21 protein-coding genes are annotated in these 23,046 nt (G+C 53.3%); 9 read left to right on the top strand and 12 right to left on the bottom strand.

Features of this window, described 5'->3' with window-relative positions; genetic code table 11:
- Positions 1-630 precede the first annotated feature (630 nt).
- Positions 631-1,437 carry a hypothetical protein gene (locus FS819_RS06380; protein WP_234624406.1) on the top strand — a complete coding sequence of 269 codons (807 nt, stop codon included), beginning with the start codon at positions 631-633 and terminating at the stop codon, positions 1,435-1,437.
- Here FS819_RS06380 and FS819_RS06375 read toward each other — a convergent pair.
- The 7 genes from FS819_RS06375 to hemN all read right to left on the bottom strand — a co-directional run bounded on the left by FS819_RS06375 (position 1,421) and on the right by hemN (position 8,521).
- Positions 1,421-2,353 carry a lipid A biosynthesis lauroyl acyltransferase gene (locus tag FS819_RS06375; RefSeq protein WP_156547860.1) on the bottom strand — a complete coding sequence of 311 codons (933 nt, stop codon included), beginning with the start codon at positions 2,351-2,353 and terminating at the stop codon, positions 1,421-1,423. The two genes, FS819_RS06380 and FS819_RS06375, sit on opposite strands and share 17 nt — an antisense overlap.
- A 2-nt stretch (positions 2,354-2,355) precedes the next feature.
- Complete coding sequence (locus tag FS819_RS06370) at positions 2,356-3,384, bottom strand: zinc-binding dehydrogenase (RefSeq protein ID WP_015915871.1); 1,029 nt, start codon at positions 3,382-3,384, stop codon at positions 2,356-2,358.
- 76 nt (positions 3,385-3,460) lie between these two features.
- Entirely contained in the window at positions 3,461-4,762 is a 1,302-nt protein-coding gene (locus FS819_RS06365; protein WP_156547861.1) for a beta-ketoacyl-ACP synthase, read from the bottom strand.
- 10 nt (positions 4,763-4,772) lie between these two features.
- A complete protein-coding gene (locus FS819_RS06360) occupies positions 4,773-5,978 on the bottom strand; it encodes a beta-ketoacyl-ACP synthase (protein WP_156629731.1) in 1,206 nt (401 codons plus the stop codon).
- 289 nt (positions 5,979-6,267) lie between these two features.
- The gene (locus FS819_RS06355; protein WP_060715640.1) at positions 6,268-6,741 is read right to left on the bottom strand and encodes a 3-hydroxyacyl-ACP dehydratase FabZ family protein; all 474 of its coding nucleotides are present in this window, start codon (positions 6,739-6,741) and stop codon (positions 6,268-6,270) included.
- A 41-nt stretch (positions 6,742-6,782) separates the two neighbouring features.
- Complete coding sequence (locus tag FS819_RS06350; protein WP_015915867.1) at positions 6,783-7,061, bottom strand: acyl carrier protein; 279 nt, start codon at positions 7,059-7,061, stop codon at positions 6,783-6,785.
- Positions 7,062-7,168: 107 nt separating this feature from the next.
- Entirely contained in the window at positions 7,169-8,521 is a 1,353-nt protein-coding gene (gene hemN / locus FS819_RS06345; RefSeq protein WP_156547863.1) for an oxygen-independent coproporphyrinogen III oxidase, read from the bottom strand.
- A gap of 319 nt (positions 8,522-8,840) precedes the next feature.
- Between hemN and FS819_RS06340 the strand changes: the two genes are divergently transcribed.
- The 3 genes from FS819_RS06340 (at position 8,841) to FS819_RS06330 (ending at position 10,697) form a co-directional block, all read left to right on the top strand.
- Entirely contained in the window at positions 8,841-9,566 is a 726-nt protein-coding gene (locus tag FS819_RS06340; protein ID WP_156547925.1) for a Crp/Fnr family transcriptional regulator, read from the top strand.
- An 18-nt stretch (positions 9,567-9,584) separates the two neighbouring features.
- Positions 9,585-10,085 (top strand): peptide deformylase, encoded by a 501-nt coding sequence (locus tag FS819_RS06335; protein ID WP_156547864.1) that lies wholly within the window; start codon positions 9,585-9,587, stop codon positions 10,083-10,085.
- Between the two features lie 114 nt (positions 10,086-10,199).
- Positions 10,200-10,697: a BON domain-containing protein gene (locus tag FS819_RS06330; protein ID WP_234624405.1), complete on the top strand. Its 498-nt coding sequence runs from the start codon at positions 10,200-10,202 to the stop codon at positions 10,695-10,697.
- Between the two features lie 54 nt (positions 10,698-10,751).
- Here the strand turns inward: FS819_RS06330 and FS819_RS06325 are convergent, their stop codons facing one another.
- From FS819_RS06325 to cobT, 4 genes are all read right to left on the bottom strand, one after another.
- Positions 10,752-12,248 carry a carbohydrate porin gene (locus tag FS819_RS06325; protein ID WP_234890362.1) on the bottom strand — a complete coding sequence of 499 codons (1,497 nt, stop codon included), beginning with the start codon at positions 12,246-12,248 and terminating at the stop codon, positions 10,752-10,754.
- A 679-nt stretch (positions 12,249-12,927) separates the two neighbouring features.
- Positions 12,928-13,170 (bottom strand): hypothetical protein, encoded by a 243-nt coding sequence (locus FS819_RS06320; RefSeq protein WP_156547866.1) that lies wholly within the window; start codon positions 13,168-13,170, stop codon positions 12,928-12,930.
- Between the two features lie 28 nt (positions 13,171-13,198).
- On the bottom strand, positions 13,199-13,588 hold the full coding sequence (locus FS819_RS06315; protein ID WP_197434063.1) for a diacylglycerol kinase: 390 nt from the start codon (positions 13,586-13,588) through the stop codon (positions 13,199-13,201).
- A 43-nt stretch (positions 13,589-13,631) separates the two neighbouring features.
- The gene (cobT, locus tag FS819_RS06310; protein WP_070164572.1) at positions 13,632-14,654 is read right to left on the bottom strand and encodes a nicotinate-nucleotide--dimethylbenzimidazole phosphoribosyltransferase; all 1,023 of its coding nucleotides are present in this window, start codon (positions 14,652-14,654) and stop codon (positions 13,632-13,634) included.
- A 314-nt stretch (positions 14,655-14,968) separates the two neighbouring features.
- Between cobT and FS819_RS06305 the strand changes: the two genes are divergently transcribed.
- From FS819_RS06305 to FS819_RS06285, 5 genes are all read left to right on the top strand, one after another.
- On the top strand, positions 14,969-15,748 hold the full coding sequence (locus tag FS819_RS06305; RefSeq protein WP_156547868.1) for an adenosylcobinamide-GDP ribazoletransferase: 780 nt from the start codon (positions 14,969-14,971) through the stop codon (positions 15,746-15,748).
- A gap of 9 nt (positions 15,749-15,757) precedes the next feature.
- Positions 15,758-15,955, top strand: coding sequence for a DUF1289 domain-containing protein (locus FS819_RS06300; RefSeq protein WP_156547869.1), 198 nt, complete (start codon positions 15,758-15,760; stop codon positions 15,953-15,955).
- A 3-nt stretch (positions 15,956-15,958) separates the two neighbouring features.
- The gene (locus tag FS819_RS06295; protein ID WP_156547870.1) at positions 15,959-16,666 is read left to right on the top strand and encodes a retropepsin-like aspartic protease family protein; all 708 of its coding nucleotides are present in this window, start codon (positions 15,959-15,961) and stop codon (positions 16,664-16,666) included.
- Between the two features lie 857 nt (positions 16,667-17,523).
- Positions 17,524-19,938 carry a glycosyltransferase family 2 protein gene (locus FS819_RS06290; RefSeq protein WP_156547871.1) on the top strand — a complete coding sequence of 805 codons (2,415 nt, stop codon included), beginning with the start codon at positions 17,524-17,526 and terminating at the stop codon, positions 19,936-19,938.
- Between the two features lie 59 nt (positions 19,939-19,997).
- Positions 19,998-21,776 (top strand): HAD-IA family hydrolase, encoded by a 1,779-nt coding sequence (locus FS819_RS06285; RefSeq protein WP_156547872.1) that lies wholly within the window; start codon positions 19,998-20,000, stop codon positions 21,774-21,776.
- A gap of 229 nt (positions 21,777-22,005) precedes the next feature.
- Here the strand turns inward: FS819_RS06285 and FS819_RS06280 are convergent, their stop codons facing one another.
- Positions 22,006-23,046 carry a hypothetical protein gene (locus tag FS819_RS06280; protein WP_156547873.1) on the bottom strand — a complete coding sequence of 347 codons (1,041 nt, stop codon included), beginning with the start codon at positions 23,044-23,046 and terminating at the stop codon, positions 22,006-22,008.

Genomic DNA, 23,046 nt, shown 5'->3' with positions numbered 1-23,046 from the left:
AGTGCGTTCCGGTTTCCTCAAAAGAGCATGGAGGGCGCGGCTCTATTGCAGGCAACAAACCGAGAAGATGGATTTTGGCCCACGTCCTACCTGATATAATTGACGGCGAGCGTCATCTTGCTCCCGTGAATGCCAGTCAAATATGCTTGAAACTATTTTGAAATATTCAAGTTCTCGAGGGGCCGCACCGTCCCTGATATCAGCAGGAGAATACCAAAGACAGTTTGTTAAACAGGAATTTTTATTCCCATATATTTTATGGGACAAAGCACGTATGTTTTGAGCATGATCGTTGCATCGGCATCGCAATGAAAATACAAGGTAGCACGATGATCTTGGATGAAGATTAACCGGAAGTTGCCTGGCTTACCGCTATTCTTGTTGCCATAGAGCGTTCACTAAGACAGCCGTCAAAAAACACCTATTGCTCTTTCGTCATTGTCGGGTTCAACACAGATGTTGTCATCTCCGCGTTCACAAATCTCATCTCCATCCCTTCTGAGCCGTGAGGCGATAGCAGCGCATCCGCTGTTTCCGGAAATCGAGCGGGAAATTGCCCGGCACCTGATTGGGATACATCTTAAAACACCGCGCCTCTCACGCCTCAAGGCCTGTCACCGCAAATGGTTGATGTCGCATTCCATGTATGCGCTTGCCTTGCAGCGAACCCCGGAAGATCCGCTTTCGGGTCTGACGGCCTCCCGCTTCATGGATGCGGCCATGCAATTGGGCGCGGCAAGCCGCAATACCGCAGCGTCATTTTTGGCCGAACTTTCCGCCTATAAATTTATAGAGGAAATAGAAAACCCGGCCGACCGGCGAATGCGTATCCTGGTGCCGACGGCAGCAACCGAGACGGCGATGGTCTCCTGGTTTTTGGGGCATCTGGATTGCCTTGACCGGCTGGATGACGGAGGCCGCCGTGCGCTGGCCGATGCCAATCCGCTTATTTTCAGGATTGCCCAGCCGATGATCGCCCAGGCTCTGGTGGTGGACCCTGATTGGCGCATACCGCGTGAGACGATTGCTCCGTTTCTCAATTCGGACATGGGTGGCATGGTGTTGCACGGCATGATCAGCCAGATCCCGGATTTGCCCGATGCTGATAGGCTCTATCGGCTTGGACCAATCAGCCTTGCCGCGCTTGGAGAGACCTATCTGATCTCGATCACCAATCTGAAGCGGATGTTCAAGAAGGCACAGGAAGAGGAGCTGCTTGGCTGGGAACTGCCCCGCCGCCGTGGCAATGTCTGGCTGTCACAGCGTTTTGTCGATGATTATTTCCATTGGCAATCGACAAAGTTCGAAGCCATCAACACTGCCTTCTGGAAAGCGGTTGCCCAGGTCAACGCTTTGACGCCGCATCAGACTGAACAAACGAGAGCTGAGTTGTCCCAAGCTGAGAAAACCAGAGCGGACTTCAAAGTGTTTTCTTGATGTTCCAGCGGTCGTGATACCAAAGCCACTGCTCGGGATATTCGCGCACCCAGCTCTCGACCTTGTCATTCAGCATTTGCGCGGTCGCCTGGACATCGACCCGGCCTTGACCATCCTTCGGGATGTCGACCTTCGGTTCGATTTCCAGCCGGTAGCGATTACCGGGCAGACGGATACAGCGGGCCGGATAGATATCGCAGCCGAACTGTCGCACCAGCTTGGCCAGTAGCGGATTGGTGCGCACTTCGCTCCCAAAGAACGTCGTGGGCTGGCCCTTCTTGAACTTCTGGTCGACCAGCACGCCGACCCCCTTGCCTGCTTCCAGCTGGCGGGCCAGATGAAAGGACGAACCCGCATGGGAGGGCACGAGATTGCCCATCCGCGCCCGGCGGAAATCGAACACCATGTCGGCGATATAGGGATTATTGGGCGGGCGAAACAGCACCGTCACATAAAGGCCGAAGGCAGCGCCCGCCACCGGCAACATTTCAAAATTGCCGGTATGGCCGGTAAAAACGATGAACGGGCGCGGATTTTCCAACAGGTCCATAAAGATCGGAATGCCGGAAACCTCAACGCGACCCTCTCCCAGCTTTTCCGGGTCGAAATCGAACAACTCATCCAGAAACACATATTCGGCGATCTGTCGGCCCATATGGCCCCAGGCGGCCAGCGCGATGATCTCGATTTCCGCCTCGGATTTTTCCGGAAAGGCATTGCGCAGATTGGTCAGCATCAACCGGTGGCGCTTCAGCTTCGGCCCGATAAACCGTACCAGCCGATCCGCACCGTTCAAGGCTGTATCGGCAGGAAACAATTTCAGCAGCGTCAGCAAGACCAGGATGAACTTGGCCACCAGCCATTGCGGAAATCTCCGCAGGCCCAGCACGACCTTTGTCAGAACCCGACGGAGCATGATCAATCCATTTTCAGGATGATTTTGCCAAAGATCTGGCGGCTTTCCATCCGGGTCAGCGCCACATCAATATCCTCGAACGTCACCTGCGTATCTATAACAGGATGAACGAGGCCACGGGCCATTTTCTGCATGGCATTGGCCATGTTTTCCATCCGGCAGCCAAACGAGCCAAGCAGTTTCAATTGCTGTTGGAACAGCATCATCAAGTTCAGATCGGTCGAAACGCCTGAGGTCGAACCACAGGTCACAAGGCGCCCGCCGCGCTTCATGCACAGCATGGAGCCTGCCCAGGTATCCTTGCCGACATGTTCGAACACAACGTCGACGCCCTTTTTCTTGGTCAGCTTGCGCACCACGCCTTCAAACCGGTCGGTGCGGTAGTTGATGACGTGATCGGCACCCAGCGCCCGCGCCCGCTCGATCTTGTCGTCCGAGCCGACGGTGGTGATCACTGTGCAACCGATCTTCTTGGCCAGCTGTATAGCCGCCGTACCGATGCCGGAGCCGCCAGCATGGACGAGAATGGTTTCGCCCGGCTCCAGCTTGGCATTGTCGAACAGCATATGCTCGACCGTGCCGAAAGTGACTGGCGCAAGCGCTGCGGCAATTGCATCGACGCCTGGAGGGGCCGGAACCAGCAGGCGGGCCGGAATATTGATCTTTTCCTGGGCAAAGCCGTCCAGATGGAAGCCATGCACACCGCCGACATGTTCGCAGAGATTGTCACGGCCATCACGGCAGGGCTTACACAGGCCGCAGGTGCGCGCGCCATAGACCGCCGCCAGCTGGCCGGGCAGAATATTGCCGACGCCGGGGCCGATAGCCTCGACCACGCCGGAGGCTTCCGCGCCGATCACCAGCGGCATCTTGCGCTTGGCAAAGGCCATGCCGCGCCAACCCCAGACATCGATATGGTTCAGCGCCACCGCCTTGACCCGCAGCGTCACTTCACCGGGACCGGGCGCATCCGGCTCCGGCAGGTCGGTGATTTCAAGCTTACGGTCTTCGATCAATTGCAATGCGCGCATGGCTATCTTCCTTCGCCCGAGGGCTTATTTTATTGTCTTTCCTGTCCCGGTCGTGGCCGGGCCGGGTGAAGCCTTATCAGGCAGGTTCAAGGGTCATGACAAGGCTGGCATTCTGCCCGCCGAAACCGAAACTGTTGGATAGCACAGCCGAAACCTGTGCGTCGCGCTTGACGTTCGGCACCACGTCCAGCTCCACGGTCGGATCGGGATTGGTATAGTTGATGGTCGGCGGCAGCGTTCCGGTCAGCATGGTCTGGATCGAAAACACCGCTTCGACCGCACCGGCCGCCGTCAGCGTGTGACCGATCATCGACTTGTTGGACGAGACCGGGATCTGGTCCTTCAACCGCTCACCAAACACCGACAGCATGGCACCATATTCCATCTTGTCGTTTTCTGGCGTCGAGGTGCCATGCGCATTGATATAGCCGATGCCGTCATCGGAAAGACCGGCATCTTCAAGGGCTGCGCGGATGGTGGCAATGGCCGGGCCGCCGTCCGGTGAGGAACGGGTGCGGTGGAAATGATCGGCCTTTTCGCCACAGCCCTTCATGATGCCCAGCACCTTGGCGCCACGGGCAATGGCCGCTTCGAGCGATTCCAGCACCAGTGTTGCTGCACCTTCGGCGATCACAAAACCGTCGCGATCCTTGCTGAAGGGTTTCGATGCCTTTTCCGGCGGATCGTTCTGGGTAGACAGCGCCGAAAGCAGTGCAAAGCGGATCAGCGCCTCGGCACCGACGGAACCATCGGTTGCCACCGTCAGCGCCCGGTCCGTGCGGCCCTGACGAATGGCCTCGACGCCAAGCTGGATGGCTGTCGCGCCCGAAGCACAGGCCGTGGACAAGGTCACTGGCAGGCCGCGTGTGCCGAACCGGTCGGCGAGACGCTCGGAAATCGAGCCGAACTGTACGGCTTCCAGAAACACCGGATCGGCCTCGGCGCGCATGGCAGCCAGCAGCCGCTGATAGGCGTGGCCCTCGGCGCTTTCGGCAGGCGCACGTTCGGCAAGCGCAAAACGATCGTCCCATTCCGGCTCGACCGGCGGGGCGGCGAGAAACAGCGGACCTTCGAAATCGCCGGACAGGCCAGCCTGGGCGAGCGCCTCGATGGTGGTTTCCCGCGCCATGGCATAGGAACGTTCAACGGCATTGATGGCCGGAATATCGATGAAGTCCACAGTGCCGCTGATGCGGGTATTCAGCCCTTCGGTCGGAAACCGGGTGATCTTGTGGATGCCGGACACGCCACCGGTCAGCTTTGCCCAATTGTCGGCAAGCCCCTGACCGAGCGAGGTGATGACGCCCATGCCGGTGACGGCGATGATCGGGCGACCGAGATGATCCTTGAAACGGGATTCGAAACCGGATTGTGTCATATCTCTCTCCTCACGCCTCAGCCGACAGATGGGCCATGCCTTCGCCGCGCACGTAACCGACCGTGGTGACAACGGCCTGGCGGGCCGGTTTGGTCATCGCCGCTTCGCCGGTGGGATCGAAAGCCGGGACAATGGTTTCTCCATCGAGCGCCAGCGCCGCCAGCGCCAGGCCCAGAGGAAACTGCGCTTCGAGCCCGTGGCCGGTTATGCCACCGAAGCCGCGAATGGCCGCACCCGGAAAGGCTTTTTCCAGCGCTATTTTTTCCCGGGCGGAAATCTCATGCATGCCGCTCGCACCCGACAGGACCAGCGCATCTGCGCCAATATCCTTGCCGACCGAACCTGCCATGCGGTTCAAACGCTTTTCCAACCCGCCATTGGCACGCTGGCCACGGTCGCCCTCGATGGCGTCGAGCACTGCATAGATATGGGCACCTCGCGCCTCGGCATAAGCGCGCTGTTCCAGAACCAGAAACGCGCCGACGGTGCCGAGAATCATGCCGCCGCCCTCGCCTGACTGGCGCTGCCAAAGCGGCATCCAGGGGCCGGTCGTATGGGCCTGAATGCCCTCCACCAGCAGAAAGATATCATCGCGGTCAGCCACGAACGCGCCACCCACCAGCGAATGGGTGGATTGACCGGCACGAATGCGCGCGAATGCCGTCTCGATTGCGGAAATCCCCGCGGCCTCTTCGCCCATAAAGGTGCGCGATGACCCGGTGACTTTATGGACGATGGAAATATTCCCGGCCATCAGATTGGAAAGCTGAGCCAGAAACAGGGTCGGGCGCAGCTCGGTCGTCAGCTTTTCATTGACCAGTTGAGCGCGATCGTTGCGCTTCAAGCCTTCATTGACGATCAGCGTATCAACATTGATGTCACGCTCGCCGCCACCGGCTGCCACGATCATGTCCATCGTGGCGCAGGCCTGCACGTCGTCCTTCAGCCCGGCATCGTCGAGCGCCAGACCGGCGGCATAGACGCCAAGCCTCTGCCAGTTTTCCATCTGCCGCTGGTCGCCACGCTTGGCGATCTGGGTCGACCAATCGATCTGCGGCATCGGATGAATGGGGTAAGGCGCAAATTTTTCCACCTCGACCGGCGGCACGGCTGCCGTTCCCGCGGACAGAAGCGCAAGATGCGGCTCCTTGCCGGTTCCGTGGCAGCTTACAATGCCAATGCCGGTGATCACCACATCGTTGGGCGTCTTATGCATGTCTATAACCTCTTCAGCAATGCCGGGCGATCCGCGCCAGCACTGCGACATACCGTCCATTCCCAGGCCCGAGCCGGAAAGCTCCAAGGCCTGCAAGGGCCGCCATGCCCTACTCCGACAGACGACTTTACGCAATAAGGCCGCACACAAAAGCGGCGGCCTTATTGACGAAACTTTAAAGATCTCACTTAGAATCCGCCAGGTTCATATTGAAACGGACAGATTCTCACTCTCTTTGTTTAAGTTTGTCTTTTCAGGAAAACCGGTTTCCAAGTTTCCCTGATAAACTCTATTGCGCAGCAGCAATCGCCGCCATCAGGCCGATCTGCTCGGCGCGGCTGCGGACGATATCGCCCAGCGGCACTTCGTCAAAAGACATAGTGCGCAGCTTCAGCTGGCAATCCGCCACTTTCTTGCCCGCCGAGGTGATCTTCGCCTTGGTCACCGCAAAGCCGGACCCTTCGTGCTCCAGATGCGCCTCGATATCCAGAACCGCGTTCGGCTCGACAAAGCTGCGCATCTTGGCACCATCCACCGACATCAGGAACGGCATAGAGGCAAACTTCGTCACAGCCAGAACCAGCAGACCGGACGCCTGCGCCATGGTTTCGATCAACAGAACGCCAGGTACCAGCGGCATCCCCGGAAAATGCCCCTCGAACACGGGGCTGTTTTCCGGCACCACCGATTGGGCCTTCAAGGTCAGGGCAGACAGATCCACCGTCTCGACCTTGTCGATCATCTGGAAATATTCCAGCAGCATTCAAAGATCCCCCGGCAATGGCGGTGACAATCCTAAGCAGATCAAGCCTTGGCGGCCCTGAGTTCGTCGATCTTGGAGCAGAGGTTCTTCAGCACGAAATATTCTTCCGTGGAAACCTTGCCTTCGTTGACATCCTGGGTCCACTGTTCGAGCGGAATCTTGATGCCGAATTCCTTGTCGATCGCAAAAACGATGTCGAGGAAATCGAGGCTGTCGATTCCCAGATCATCGATCGTGTGGCTCTCAGGAGTGATGGTTTCCCGATCGATCTCGCTGGTCTCAGCAATAATGTCGGCAACTTTGTCAAATGTAGCGGTCACGCCAATTATCCTTCAGAATTTCAAATTCAGCGTCCCACATAGGCAAAACTCGGACAAAAGCCAATGGCCTGTTTTGTGCGCTCGCAGCAAAAATGCAGACCTATTCGTCAAACCGCAATGGAATGACGGGCCTTACCGCTGGAAAAGTAGCAATCGAACGTGGCCGCAACACTGCGGGCAAAGAGCCGTCCGGTTGGCGTCAGAGTAAAATATTCCCGGTCGATCCGGCAGAGATCGTCACCGTTGGAGGCCGTGAATATCTTGGCTTCTGCGATCACACCCTCGGCGACATCTGGGAAAGCCTGCCGGATCTCTGCAAAGGAAAAGCCGAACTCGCACATGATCTTTTCGATGACGGCGGCACGCACCCGATCATCGCTGCTCAGGGCAATACCTCTTGTCGCGGCAAGCCCGTTTTCGCTGACAAGACGCTGATATTCTCCAGTCGCGGGCATGTTCTGTACATAGCCTTGCGGCAGTTGGCTGATCGAAGACGCGCCAAGTCCGATCAAGGCATCGGCGCCGTCAGTCGTATAACCCTGGAAATTACGCCGCAGCCGTTTTTGCCGTGCCGCGACAGCCAGGCTATCCTCTGGCAATGCGAAATGGTCGATGCCAATCGCATCATAACCAGCCGCAACCAGCATGGCAGAGGCCCGCACCATCTGTTCATAACGCATGACAATATCGGGCAAGGCATTCTCGGGAATCAGCGTCTGATGCTTTTTCATCCAGGGCACATGGGCATAGCCGAATAACGCGATCCGATCCGGCTTCAACGACACGATGTCGAGGACAGTTTTCTCCAGACTTTTAAGGGTCTGATAGGGAAGACCATAGAGAATATCGCAATTGACTGAGGTGGCACCGCGCTTACGCACTTGTTCAACCACTGATTTAGTCTGTTCGAAGGTCTGGAGACGGTTGATCGCCTTCTGAACCACGGGATCGAAATCCTGAACACCGAGACTTGCCCGCGTCAAACCAATGGACGCAAGCGCGTCGTAGCGGGCCTCGTCGAGATCGTTCGGGTCCATTTCAACGCTGATTTCCGCATGATCGGCAAAGGTAAAATTTGCCCGGAGCCGGCTCATCAGCGCCACCATATCCTGTGGACGCAGCATGGTGGGAGAGCCGCCGCCAAGATGCACAGCCGTCACCACTGCTTCGCGGCCAACGAGCCTGCCGGTATTTTCGATCTCACTGAAAAGCGCGGTGAGATAAGCGCTTATCGGCTCATACTTTAATGTATGCTTGGTGTGGCATGCACAAAACCAGCAGAGCCTGTCGCAGTAGGGGATATGAATATAAAGTGAGATCGTCTGCCCCTGCCCCAGCAGCGATAGCCACTGCGCATAATTGCCGCAGTCAACACCGGTATGAAAATGCGGCGCCGTCGGATAACTCGTGTAGCGCGGAACGGCGGCGGCATATTTCGGAAGAAGCGCTTTGGCGGGCATGAACTGAGGCCTTGTCGAGTGGCGGTTGAACTGAACAAATAATCGGTTTCAATGGAACGGACTTTGACTTCGATCAATTTCTTGATAGTCTCGTTCAGGTAGAAACTCCTCATGGGAGCGCGGCGGAAAATTCGGCGGCTTTAGATGCGTGTCTGCTGCATCACCGTTTCTGCGTGGCCTGTGTCGTTTTTGAACTTTTGTCGACGCCCTACGGCGCGCAATTGCACAATGACGAACTGTTCGACCGAACCTGGGCGTCACAAGCACGCGCGACGCTACGTGTACGCGCGACTTCACATGTATGGGGCAGACAATGGACATGCATAGTCTTAAAAGCAGCACCAGCGGCGCGGAGACGCCTGCTGTTTGCAGTGAATGCGAAGCCAGGCATGGCGGAGTATGCGCCTCCCTTTCGATTCTTCAATTGATCGAGCTCAACCGTATCTCGACAAAGCGCCATATCGACGCGGGCGGCGAAGTGATCGGCCAGGGAGAGCAGATCTCCAGCTATAGCAATATCGTCAAGGGCGTGGTCAAGCTGTCGAAAATGATGGCGGATGGCCGCCAACAGATCGTTGGTCTGCAATTTGCCCCGGATTTCATGGGGCGCCCTTTCCTGAAGGAAAGCAGTTTGACGGCTGAGGCTGCAACCGATGCGGAAATCTGCGCCTTTCCCCGTGCCGTCATCGACCGGCTGGTGGCCGATGCTCCTGATTTCGAGCGAAAGCTGCACGAACAGTCCCTGAAGGAGCTGGATGAAGCGCGCGAATGGATGCTGACGTTGGGCCGCAAAACGGCGCAGGAAAAAGTGGCAAGCTTTCTTCACCTGATCGCCACCCATATCGACCCGATGCAGCCGTTCAGCAAGAGCTTCGACCTGCCGCTGTCGCGCGCCGACATTGCCGATTTCCTTGGCCTGACTATTGAAACCGTCAGCCGGCAGATGACCAAACTGCGCAAGGAGGGCATCATCATCATCGAGAACAACCGCCATGTTATCGTGCCCGACCGTCGCAAGCTGCGCGAGGCGGCTGGCTCCGATTGAGCCGCCTATCGTTCTGTCATGACCCTGAAAATCCTGCGCTACCCTCATCCGCTTCTGGCGAAACCTTGCCAGACCGTGACGGCGTTTGACGACAGGCTGACCAGTTTTGCCGATGCATTATACGATGCAATGCGCGCCGCACCCGGCGTCGGCATTACCGCTGCGCATGTGGGCGAGCTGATGCGTCTGGTCATCCTCGATCTGCCCGAATTGGGTGGACGGCGTGATTACGTCAATCCTGAAATCCTTTCCTTGTCTCAAAACACTCTGGAACATGATGAAGGGAGTGTCTGCATGCCGGGCATGACCGAGACCGTGACACGGCCGCGCCAGATCACTCTTCGTTACCAGTCGCTGGATGGCACGGTTCACGAGGAGGAGCTTCAGGACTTTGCCGCCATCTGCATGCAGCATGAAATAGACCAGCTCGACGGCCTGTTCTGGATCCAGCGGCTCTCCCGCCTGAAACGCGATCGGTTGCTGAAGAAATGGCAGAAGGCAATATCGTCGCAAACATGATCGTCACATGCGGTGTCTGACACCCGGATGGCCTGGAATCCCCAGCCAACCGGGCATATGAACCAAATCAATCCTGAAACGTTTATCCAAAAGAAAAAACCAGGAGAACGTGTGATGATTTATGCCAAGCATGGAAACGCTGCATCCACCGAAGACGAATTGCGGGACCTGGAAGAGCGCGATATCAACGACGGATGGCCTTATTCCGACACACCGGCAGCGGCCTCGGACGCGCCTGAAAATCGTGCTTACGGAGAGACCGCCGGTAATTTCGACCGTGATACCAATGGCGGCTACCGTATTGAGGAAGTCGATGCTTCTGGAAAAGAAGAGGCGTTAAAGGATAGTTTGAGCCCCGCCACCATCGGTCGTGAAGACAGCGATGACATTGAGAGCCGCATTGCCGAACGGTTCGAGTCAGTCGACGACATGGAGCTCGATAACATCGAAATCAGCGTCGATGGCCATACGGCGACCTTAAGTGGCATGGTCGACACCAATGAAGAAATGCGGATGGCGGCGCGTTTGGCGCTCAGTGTTCCCGGCGTTCGTCATGTCATCAACGAGATCGAAGCCATGGGGGTCGATGCCCATCAGCCCGATGAGGACTGATGGTGCTTGTCATGTCGTGGGTTGAAAGCGCTCTTACACAATTGTGAGGGCGCTTTAAGGGCCTATGCGGGGCGAAAGGCCCAGGCTGCCGCCGAGGTCGAACGCCAGCGCGACATAAAAGAAGAAGCCATCCTTCTGCTGTTTTGACGAAAAGTCGGTCGGAACGATTGTGTTTGGATTGACGATATACGCTGCACCAGCGTTGAGAACGCCCCTGTTGAACAGTCCCGTTCTTGCATGCACATCAAACATGAACGTATCCTTCGACTGGCGCTGATCCAGTCCTGCCATGACCCGCCGGGCGTTTGTTTCATATTGCGCACGTTCCTCGCTGAGGGCGATATAATGGATCGACGCACCTATCGTGGTGAGCGGATTTTCTGGCAGAAAACCCGAATATTCAAGGCCGGCATAGGCTTCCCACGGATAGGCCTGGCCGTCCCCCAACGTGTGAAAAACACCACCATAGAACGCCAGATTCTTCGGAACCGGACCACCGTTAGGATCGCTCCACAGGACTTTTCGGACCTGTCCATAAAGACCGTTCGTGCCATTCTTATGGGTGATGACCGTCGGCGAAGCGGAGCTGAATGTCGGGTTTCCAGGCCCGTCATCATAGAGAGCATCATTATAGGCGGCCGAGCGACGATAGGCACCAATCTCGAATTTTAGAGGACGAGGGGTATCTATGAAACTCTCTGCATGAATAATGTTGGCAACCGCAATATACCCATCGGTACTGCCCTTTTCCCAATCCCAACCATCACCGTCCAGCCAATTGTCGGTATTGTTTTCAACGATACCGAAGCCCGCCGTTGTGTTGGGCGTCATTTTATATGCCGCCCGTGCGCCCCAAACGGCAAGCCCCGCCTCAGGCAGATGGAGGGTTGCCCCTTGTGTGGAGTTGACACAGGCGGGACCGTCGCAGAAGCCCCTGGTCATGAAATTTTCGACCAGTCCCATACGACCAGCCTCGATCAGGAGCCGATCATCGAAAAAATCCGCCTGGAATGTTAAGCGGGTGAGATCCGTGTCTGACTTGTCACGAACAGGCCCAACGAAGACATTCGCGTAGCCACCGACATTGTGAGCCGGAAAATTAAACGTTTCCGTGAGCCTTAATCGAAAATCAGGCGACAGATGACCAGTCGCATCAAAGATTAACCCGCCATAGGCCGTCGAGCTGAATCCATATGTCGGAGAACTCTGGTAAATGTTGAAATAGTCCAACCGGAGGTCGATTCCGTTATCATGCAGAGATTTTCCAACGGACGCCAAAGGGCCTTCGTAAACCGGATCGGGAAGGTTTCCCAGGGCAGATGAAGGCACATCGGCAACCAACGCAGGCTGGGCCGCCACTGGGACAGCAATTCCAAACAGCACGATGAACCACAATGCACAGAACAGTTTTGCTGCATGGATACTGTATTCGAGCCCTCTCGGCGTCGCCAGACTGGCGACGGCACACGTCCTCTTTCCCTGCTTCAAGGCATCCTCCTCCTCTGGTAGATATAGCGCGCGGCCTCCTACCGCGCGCTTCGGCTTAGTCAATTGACCGAGCCGTTCGATCAGGCCTGTCTTCCTCCAAACACGGGCCCTACAAACACTGATCCCCAAAACATTGGGGAAAGGCACAAGCTCATCAAATGCCGCCCAAATCTCGATTGCAGACTCGACCCCTGTCGTTCCACGCGATCCCCCCCTCGGGGCAGCCCAAGCCTGTAACGAGGCCAGATCAGCGTCGCGACAGGAGACAGATTGAAGGGATGTCGTTTGGCCATATCGCTACAGGCCTTCAGCGCACAACGGAGCCATGCCGAAAAACATGTGACATAAACCCGATCTTTCTCAGCAAAAGAGTGCTCTTTGCCCAAGATAAGGTTGATAAGGGAGATCGTCGTCATCCCCACGACATGCCAGTCATTGATGATTTCCACCTGATCAAATTGCAACGCCATCATGGCTCAATGTTGCTTGTTGAATACCGATCGGTACGCTTTTGCTGTGGCCTGCAAAAGTCACGGAATGATACACATGCGTTGTAACCATCAACTGCCGACCACAAACGCGATTTACCCTGAAATTATTGGGAACGTGTGGTGAGGATCTGCCTTTCACAACAGCGTGGAGATATGCCCATAAAAAAGCGCTCCCGGTTTCCCGGAAGCGCTAAAAATTTAGAGAATAGAGAGTGTTAAAGCAAACCGGTACAATTGGAACCGGGCTGACCCTAGCGCCATTGCTTCGGGTCGGTGGGGTTTTGGCAGCCATAGGGCGGCAGCATGGTGCTGAAATTGGCTTGCAGCTTGGCGCAACCCCATTTGTTGAAGGGGTCCGGCAGGCGGCTGTTGATGTCGATGCCGACTTCCTGATACGGGCTTTCCGTATTGGTGACATAGGTATACCAGCGCGAGCCGAAGAGCACGATAGCGGCGATTGCCATGATCAGTATCAGGCGCAGCAGGCGTTTCATTCATTCATCCTTGTTTCAGTAGAGTGGCTCAGCCAGCGAAAAACATCACCCAGCCGATATAGAGTCCGTTGGCGACCAACAGGCAGAACACCGCAAATGATCCTAAGTCCTTCGCATTGCGAGCGACGATCGAAAATTCCGGTGAAATCCGGTCAATCACGTCTTCGATGGCGGTATTTAGAGCCTCGACGGAAAAAAGCATCAGCATCAACAGCAAAAAGCCGAGGTAATAGACGGGTGCTGCACCCCGCAGCGCGAGGAGCAGCAGGCCGGCTGCGAACGCCAGCACTTCATGGCGAAAGGCAGCCTCGCGCCATAAGCGTCGCGCACCCTGCATGGAATAGCGGGTGGCGGCAAAAAGATGGGCAAACCCGGTCTTTTTCTCAAAGGGGGCGGGTTTATCGTCTTCAAAACTCATGTCTGAGGCCGTCCCAATACCAGGCTTTTCAACAGAAGATGCCTCAATGGGTGCCGGCATTGGTCACGCCGGCCTGTTCGAAGGTCGCCATCCCCGTATGGCAGGCCGCAGCCGCCTTGACGATGCCAGCTGCAAGGGCTGCACCCGTCCCCTCGCCCAGCCGCATGCCAAGCGCCAGAAGCGGCGTCTTGCCCAGCTTGTCGATGGCCTTCAAATGCCCCGGCTCCGCCGAGACATGACCGATCAGGCAATGGTCGAGCGCCGAGGGATTGGCCGCTTTCAGCAGGGCAGCGGCAGCCGTCGCCACATAGCCGTCGATCAGCACCGGAATACGCTCCATTCGCGCTGCGAGAATGGCGCCTGCCATGGCGGCGATTTCGCGTCCTCCCAGACGGCGCATCACTTCCAGCGGATCGGAAAGGTGATCGCGATGAAATTCCACCGCCTGTTTGACCACAGCGATCTTGCGCTCCAGCATCTCACCTTGCGAGCCGGTGCCAGGCCCGACCCAGTCCTCGGCAGAGCCGCCGTAAAGCGCCAGGTTGATTGCTGCGGCAATGGTCGTATTGCCAATCCCCATTTCGCCGAGGCACAGCAGATCCGTGCCACCGGCAATCGCTTCCATGCCGAAGGCCATAGTGGCCGCACAATCACGCTCCGACAGAGCCGGCTCGACGGTAATATCGCCAGTCGGATAATCCAGCGCCAGATCGAAGATCTTCAGGCCGAGATCGTGGGCAACGCAAATCTGGTTGATCGCCGCTCCACCGGCTGCGAAATTCTCCACCATCTGCTGGGTGACGGAGGACGGAAACGGGGTAATACCATGCCGGGCCACGCCGTGATTGCCGGCAAAGATCGCCACCAGTGGACGGTTCACCGCCGGCGCACGGCCACTCCAGGCGGCAAGCCACATGGCGATTTCCTCCAGCCGTCCAAGCGAGCCCGGCGGCTTGGTCAATTGACGGTCGCGGTCGCGGGCCGCCACAAGCGCATGGCTGTCAGGCCCTGGCAAATCGCGCAGCAGCACTCGGAAATCGTCAAACGGCAGGCCGGTTACACTCATCAGGCAGGCTTTCTTGTCTTTTATTCAGGCGGATTTGGCGCCTTTCTTAATGCATAAATTCCCAAATCGGAATCGATTCGCACAAAATTTTATCAATGGACGAAAAAACCCTGACCTACCGGTTTTCGCAAACATTTAAGAGAAAACGATTTTGCGGAAAACGCTAACAACGGAACCAATCGTCCAGCCTTCGCGGCGACTGGCAAATAGCAATAGGCAAACTATATATTAAACCATGAAAAGAGCCGGATTCGGCACAGTTTCCCTCCAGGAAACTCGCACAAATCCTCAGATATAAAGAGTGGACGACGTTGATGACCCTGACTGCATTTGTCGACGATCTCGCCCGTTCGCTCGGCTTCCTCAGCCGCCTGCCGATCGCTTCGCATTTTTTCCAAAACCATTCCGGCGAAATGGGCCGCACGCCCCGCGCCTTTCCTCTGGCCGGTGCGATCATTGCTGCCCCCGCTGGCCTGTTGCTGGCCCTAATGCTGGGCCTCGGCGCCAGCAGTCTGATCGCCGCTTTTGCCGCAATTGGTTTGCAAGTCCTGCTGACCGGCGCCCTGCATGAGGACGGTTTTGCCGACACAGCCGATGGCCTCGGGGGTGCCAGCCGCGAAAAAGCGCTGGATATCATGAAGGACAGCCGGGTCGGCACTTTTGGGGTCTTGTCCCTGGTTTTTGGCGTTGGTCTGCGGGTCGCGGCGCTGGCCTCGCTGGTTAATAGCCTCTCTCCCATCCATGTTGCGCTGGTAATGATCGGCATTGCCGCCGTCAGCCGGGCGCTGATGGTTTGGCATTGGCACGCCCTGCCCCCGGCAAAACCCGATGGTGTCGCGGCATCGCTTGGAAAACCGGAGGATAATACCCTATATGCGGCCCTGTTCCTCGGCTTGGCCGTCGCGGTTGTCACCATCGCGCCGGTTACCTCTTTTCATCCGCTGGTGGTCATGCTTGTCGCAAGTGGCGCGGCGGCCTTCGCGGCCAATCGGCTGGTCTCGCACAGGCTAGGCGGCCAGACTGGTGATACCATAGGCGCTACCCAACAGATTTGTGAAATCGCCGCGCTGGCCAGCATCGCCATGGCCTTGTAGGACATCAGCATGACAAACGCTCAAGCCTCTTCGCCCTGCGCCACCTCGCCTTGCATTGGCGTCTGCACTCTGGACGAGACCAGTGCCTTCTGCCTGGGTTGCGGGCGCAGCCTGGACGATATCGCCAATTGGTCGCGCTATAGCGAGCGGCAACGGACAGAAATCATGCTGAGCTTGCGAGGGTCTCTGCCGGTAGAACAGGATTAGACCATGAAGCTCGGTGGGTTTGGCATTGTCATCGGCATCCTGCTCGCAGGGACTGCGGTTTTGATCATCAACCGCGATAGCGGCCAGAGCTTTGGCATGGATAATGACGACTTCGCCCGTGTCGTTACCCTCTTGCCCTTTGCGCTCATGCTTTCGGCAGGCATTGTTGCCAGCCGCCAGAACCTGGGCCAGAACCTGCGATTTGCCGCCGCCTGGGTGCTCATCGCCCTCATCCTCGTCACCGGCTATATCTACCGTAACGATGCGGCTTCCGTCGCAGACCGGGTGCTGGCCGGGCTGGTGCCGGGGCGTGCCGTCGTCACCACGACCGGCGATGGCCAGAGCCAACTCGTCCTGCAAAGAGGCTCCTCCGGACATTTTTCGGCAAATGTCAGTATTAACGGCGTCGATATCCCGATGATGATCGATACCGGTGCCAGCGCCGTGGTGCTGCGGGCCGAGGATGCCACCAGGATCGGCATCAATGTTGAGGACTTGTCCTATAGCGTCACCGTCAGCACCGCCAATGGCGAAGCGCTAGCCTCGCCCTTGCGCCTGCGGCAGGTGGCCATCGGCCCCGTGATCCGGGAAAATGTCCGCGCCCTGATCACCCAGCCGGGCCGAATGGACGGCAGCCTGCTTGGTATGAGTTTTCTCTCGACGCTAGACAGCATCCAGATCCGCGGCGACGAACTGCGCCTAACGGACTAATACGAAGAGCCATTGAAGCTGACAGCTCGCCTTCCGTTTTCGAATACCTCATGCCTTTGATGAGGAGAGCTTGTCCGAGGAAAGTGGAAAACGGTTTTCCCCGAAGGACGAACGAAACACGAGAAACGAGTGCCTGCTTGGCTCAATCTGAACTTGGATAATTCTCGCATGAAGTAGGATGCCCCCGCTGCGAAATCACGGCCATTAAGGCAATTCATAAGCCAAAAACAGCACAGTCTAAAACCGTCCATCGAATGCCGAAAGCTGGCCCTCTGCCACGAGGCACGATTTAAAAAGCAAACTATTGACGTAAAAAAGAAAAACCCGGCCTAAAGCCGGGTTCTTGGTGCGGTCGAGACGAATGCAAACTGCTGCGACATCGCGCCGCTGTAGGAATGAAGTGTCCCAAGACCTGCGCATCTATATATTGAAAAAACAATAACTTCCAAAGCCTATGTCCCACGTTTCTCACGACAAATGGCGAGCGATTATCATCCTCCATCACAAATCACTTACTTTTCGTCGCTCAGAGTGATCGCTCAAAGCAGACTACATCGACGATCCGTTTTCAATCGAACTTGTTCGCTTAGGGGAGAAATCGAATTGTTGTTCAAAAACTGCCCAGATAGTCACGACTTCGCCAAAAAAAAATTTACTCATACTCTCAACACGATTAGATGCTAAAAGAGCAATATGTCCTTACATTAGACATACCTAACATTTCTATTCGGCTAAAAGGATCACTCCCAATTGACGTTTGAAAACGTTTCGATGTGATACAACATTCCATCTACGATGGTTTAATCTAGATCTCTCATTTGCACTCACTGCAAGACAAAAAGAAAACCGGACTCGACATGAAAAAAGAAGACAAAATAGAAACGATTCTTGCGGAGCTTGAGAAAAATAGAAATGAATTAGACAATCTCAATTCAAACATTCGAGAACTCGACAATCAGTTACGCATCTTAAATTCTCGACTAAATAGAAATATATTCAGCCACATAATCAAAAAAATTTCATTTCGTATCGACGCAATGAGGTTTGGTCGATCGCCAGAGCTTTTTGACGAAAAATGGTATAATATTACTTATCCAGATGCAGCTAACGCAGGTTTCGATCCTTGGGTCCACTTTAAAAAATATGGTGAAAAAGAGGGACGCGATCCAAACCCACTTTTTTCAACGAAATATTATCTTGATGCCTATGAGGACGTCAGAAAAAAAGGCACGTCTCCCCTTACTCATTATATTATGTATGGAGCAAAGGAGAACCGTAACCCTCATTCATTTTTTGATGCGAGCTGGTATCTCGACACTTATACTGACGTCAAAAAGACAGGAATGAACCCTCTTCTCCACTTCTTACGGTATGGAATTGAAGAAGGTCGAATGCCGAACAGCGTGTTCGACTCGGAATGGTATCTCAAGCTTCGGCCAGACATTAAAGCGGCGAACATCAGCCCTATACAGCATTATGTATATTACGGCATGAAAGAAGGCCAAGCCTGGCGACCGACTGCAAGTGAACGGGCTGATACGTATATAAGCTTTAATGCAGACAAAAATACTTTCTCGATTTCACTTAATCGAACACCCTATACTTATATTCCATTAAGACCAGCGAAATCGACTCAAGAGTTCATCCGAACAAATTCCAGACATATCAAGTTCAGCGTGATCGTGCCTGTTTATAACACGCCGGAGGGACTTTTAGACAAGGCTTACGAAAGCGTTAGGCGTCAGTGGTACGGCAACTGGGAATTGCTGTTTATAGATGATTACAGCACTGACGACCGTGTATCATCGGACCTTACACGGATTAGCGGTACCGACTCGCGCGTGAGCGTAATCAAGACTACGTCAAACCAGGGCATCGCCGGAGCCACCAACGTTGGGATATCAGCGTCCAGCGGAGATTACATTGTCTTCCTAGATCACGACGATGAGTTGACCAGCGACTGCTTATATGAATTAGCCAAGCGAATTCACGAAACAAAGGCAGAGTTTCTTTACTCGGATGAGGACAAAATTGACGAGCGTGGAAATTTCGTCCAGCCATTTTTTAAACCAGACTGGTCACCCGACACATTGATGGCAACGATGTATACCTGTCACGTCTCCTGCGTGAAACGTTCTCTTGCAATTAGTGCAGGCCCACTGGATCGTAATTTGGATGGAGCCCAAGATTGGGATTTCATCCTAAAAGTAAGCGAGAAAGCATCAAAAATTGAGCATATCGCGAAAGTTCTCTACCATTGGAGGATAATCCCGAATTCAATAGCAGCAGATCTCAATGCGAAGCCCAAGGCCGTTGAGCACGGAAAAATAGCACGGACTAACGCACTTAGCCGCAGGCATCAACGTGGCTCAATGCAGCATGTGGATGAGTTACCAAATCACTACACCCCGGTTTATATCCCTATGCCGGGCACCCTTGTCTCTATCATCATCCCGACTAAAAATAATTTTGTTTATCTCTCGAAATGTATATCGAGCATACTCGATGTTACAAACTATAAAAGTTTTGAGATAATTGTAGTAAACAACGGATCTTCAGATGAAAAAACACTGAAATACCTCGAAGAGATCAATCAAAATTCGTCGATAACCGTTCTGACGCATGACATTCCGTTTAATTTCTCAGAACTCTGCAATTTCGGGGCATCTAAGTCCTCTGGTGAAGTCTATGTCTTCTTGAACGATGATACAGAGATTTTGAAGAGCAACTGGCTAGATCAGATAACAGGTCAAGCACAGCTCAAACATACCGGAGCGGTAGGGGCAAAACTTATATATGGTGAAGAAAGCTCCATACAGCATAATGGTATATTGAATCTCCAGCCAGGTCCTTGTCACGCGTTTTCAAGGCAGGCCCCTGATTTTCCAGGCTACTTCGGCCGGTCAGTACTGCCCTACAACTGGATTGCCGTTACCGGCGCCTTGATGGCAATTGAAAAGTCTAAATTTTGGAAGGTGGACGGCTTCGATGAGGGGTTCCCAGTCGCATATAATGATATTGACCTTTGCTTTAGGCTGAAAAAGGCCGGATTTTACAATGTCAATCTGCCCTTTATCCAACTCATCCATCATGAATCCGTATCCCGTGGAATAGATCACCAAAATCTGGAGAAATTCGAAAGGTTAAAGCGAGAAAAACACAAACTCTACAACAAACATCCTGATTTATTTCAGCATGATCCTTACTATAATGTGAACATGCACCCATTCGATGTGCAATTTGACTTAACGACGAAATGGAGACAATTTTAAAACATCCAACAAGGCTTCACTGACAATCCGAGAATCGCTAAAAGTAGGAGAACATAATTTTGGACGAGCAGCTCGACATTTTCTCACAATATAAAAAAATACAACATACCATCGACGCTGTCACGTTCGACTTCTTTGATACTTTATTTGTGCGGCCTCTTCGGGATCCAGAGGACCTATTTGACGGAATCGGGCAGAAGTTTAAAATTGCAAACTTCCGGACGCTACGTCAGGAGGCCCAGCGCTTGGGTTTCGAAAAAATGCACTCTGAAAACAGAAAAGAAATTCTGTTTGATGACATATATGCGTGTTTCGACTTACCTGCTTTCACTAAGCAGAAAGTGAGAGCATTTGAAGTCGAGATGGAGGAAATGCTTTTATACCCAAACAAAGAAATGATAGAATTTTATAATTTTTGTCGAAAAACAAAAAAAATTGCGATAATTTCGGATATGTACCTTCCAAGGGCGTTTTTTGAAAAACTTCTAACCCGCCACAACTTGGAATTCGATAAAATATTTGTTTCTGCTGAACTAAATGCAACCAAACGCGATCATGGAGAAATTTTCTCTTTGGCAGCCCGCGCTCTCGAAATTGAGCCTACTCGTATCCTGCACGTAGGCGACAGCTTGAGATCCGACGTTGAACGGGCAAAAGAGAAATCGTTAAAGACGTATCATTATGTCGAGTTGCGGGACGAGCCCAAATCACCTGCGAAATTTTCTGAATCGCTTGCTTTTTCCCTTTATAGAACGGAAAGATCCGAATTTTCGAACAAGTTTGAGGAGATCGGCTTCAGGTATGGCGGCCCAGCCTTATCGGCTTTCATTGAATTTTTAGTGGAAGAAACAAAACGAGATAAAATTGAACACCTTCTGTTTATATCTCGTGACGGTTATATTTTGGAGGAAGTTGCTGGTGATTTATTTGAAAGCAATTCAATAAGGACGAACTACTTCAGAGGATCCCGAACTTCGTTCAACATGAGCGCTATAACTGCCGATAATTTTTTTAAATTTTTGCCTTTCCTCGTCTCCGGATGCTTCGGACTAAGCACGCATGAGGTATTAGAACGTATAGATGTTGAATGCCCGTCTCCAGAATTTCTTAATGATATAGGTCTCGGTGATGATGTAGTGATAACCGAAGAAAATATAGATAGGATTTTGGATTTTTTGGTTTCCTATAAGTGGGCTATAATAAACCGCGCGGCTGAAAATAGAAAAGCTTTATTCATTTACCTTATGAGTTTGGGCATTAAGCCGGGTACGAAGCTTGGCCTAGTGGACGTTGGTTGGTCTGGAACAACGGTTGAAGCGTTTTCGCGGGCCCTTTCCGAGATGCTCGATGTTGAGTTGTCTGGATACTTTCTGTGCCTTGTGGATACGCCTGAACGGATAGAACGCAGTAAGACGTTGCGTATGAGAAGCTTGCTTAACAGCGATACAATTACACAAGGTGAAATACAATCGATCTACGAGAACCGTGTGATTGCAGAATTAATGTTTACGGCGCCCCATGCGTCTGTAATAGGCTATTCTTATAATCGTTCAGAGCAGGAAATTGGTTTTGTATTAGATAAGGGAAGATCGTTAACTGAGGTCGAAAACACCGCGAGCCCTTCCTTGATGCAAGGAATGGCGAGGTTTGATAAGAAATATCGGGATTTGCATCTCAAACTAGAGCTGGAGATTGCACCTATGGAAGCTGTTCAGCCTTTTATTGCCTATTTGTCGAGCGCGTCGAGAGAAGAATTATCTCGATTCCGGAGTGTAAAGAATTTTGACGCGTGGGGAAGCTCTAAGAACTTTGACTTACTTGCAACAAACGATGGTTAACTGGTGGGCTTGTTTCCTGTTCACGACGGCGCCCATGATGTCATGAGAAGTCTCGCTATTCTGCCTCGATCAGCACTTTCTGAGCGAAAATCAGCGTCGTTTCCATGATGTCAAGCCGAGTTTGGTCGGCGGCGTTAACATCAAAAGTGTTCGATGAAGACATCTCCAGCCGAAGCATAAGTCACTTCGGTTGGAATTCTTAGACGCGCTATTCGTCTTGATCGATACACTAGGCGATTTCCATGTTCCAAAACTTCCGCAATACATATTGATAGAGCTTAAGATCCAGACCGACATGTTTGCGGATAGCATCATTGACCTCGATAGGGTCAATATATTCTCGCTCTACAAGAAGCGGGGTTATATTTTCACTCATGTATGAAAGTGGTAATCCGAAAATTCGGCTGAACGTCTTTAAGCTTTCCCGAGGACGCTCCGCCAGTCCAATGAAAGAAAAATGAGAATCAATGTGGTAAATAGCTTCTTCGAGGTGTTCTTCTGTAACAGGAAGAGCAGCATCCAATCCTGAAATAGATCTTGTATAATAATTGTCAAATTCTGGACGCTTTAGACTCTTCAAAGCCTCAATTATATTAGACTTTTCTATCATATCTGCATCCTGCTGAACGTATTTCGAATAGAAATATAGGGACGACACAAAATCATACGGGTTACGAAGAACAGTCATGTACGTAGCCGGGCGCGCAATATGATGATGAACACCATAACTTGTATGGCCATAGGCCACATCGACCTTATCAACAGAGGATGTCGATAGACCATTTATCCTGGTAAAATCACCATTATAAATGGGCAAAATGAAGAGATCATGCCGGTACTCTTCAAGTGCCATACGAAGACTTGTACCGCCTGTTTTTGGCATATGGAGAACGATCTTAAGTGGCGAAGTTCCAGCTTCAAAACGGTCTCTGTAGCGAAAATATTTACGTGCAATCGTCTGCCTTATAACACGTATCTCAAGCTCCAGGGCATGCCCGTTATCACGTGCGGTCGGACCTACATCACAGACAGCGCTCCAACCAATCGCATCCCATCCGGCTCCCATCGCCTCTTCGACATCCTGCCTACTGCCAAAACTCTGAATTTCGAGTTTCACACCATTCAGGTAGATGTCAAATTCCTTTCTTGACCCACGAAATGCAACCCATCCATGAAATTCGACGATCGGCCATACCAAAGATTCTTGCGTTGTATCGACGCAGCCTTGAACAGCCCAACTCCCAACTCTGTAGCCCTCGGCATTGCTCAC

It is taken from the genome of Allorhizobium sp. Av2, assembly GCF_021462805.2.
In the GTDB taxonomy this organism is placed as follows: Bacteria; Pseudomonadota; Alphaproteobacteria; order Rhizobiales; family Rhizobiaceae; genus Allorhizobium; species Allorhizobium vitis_G.
This window is presented reverse-complemented; position numbering and strand designations above follow the sequence as displayed.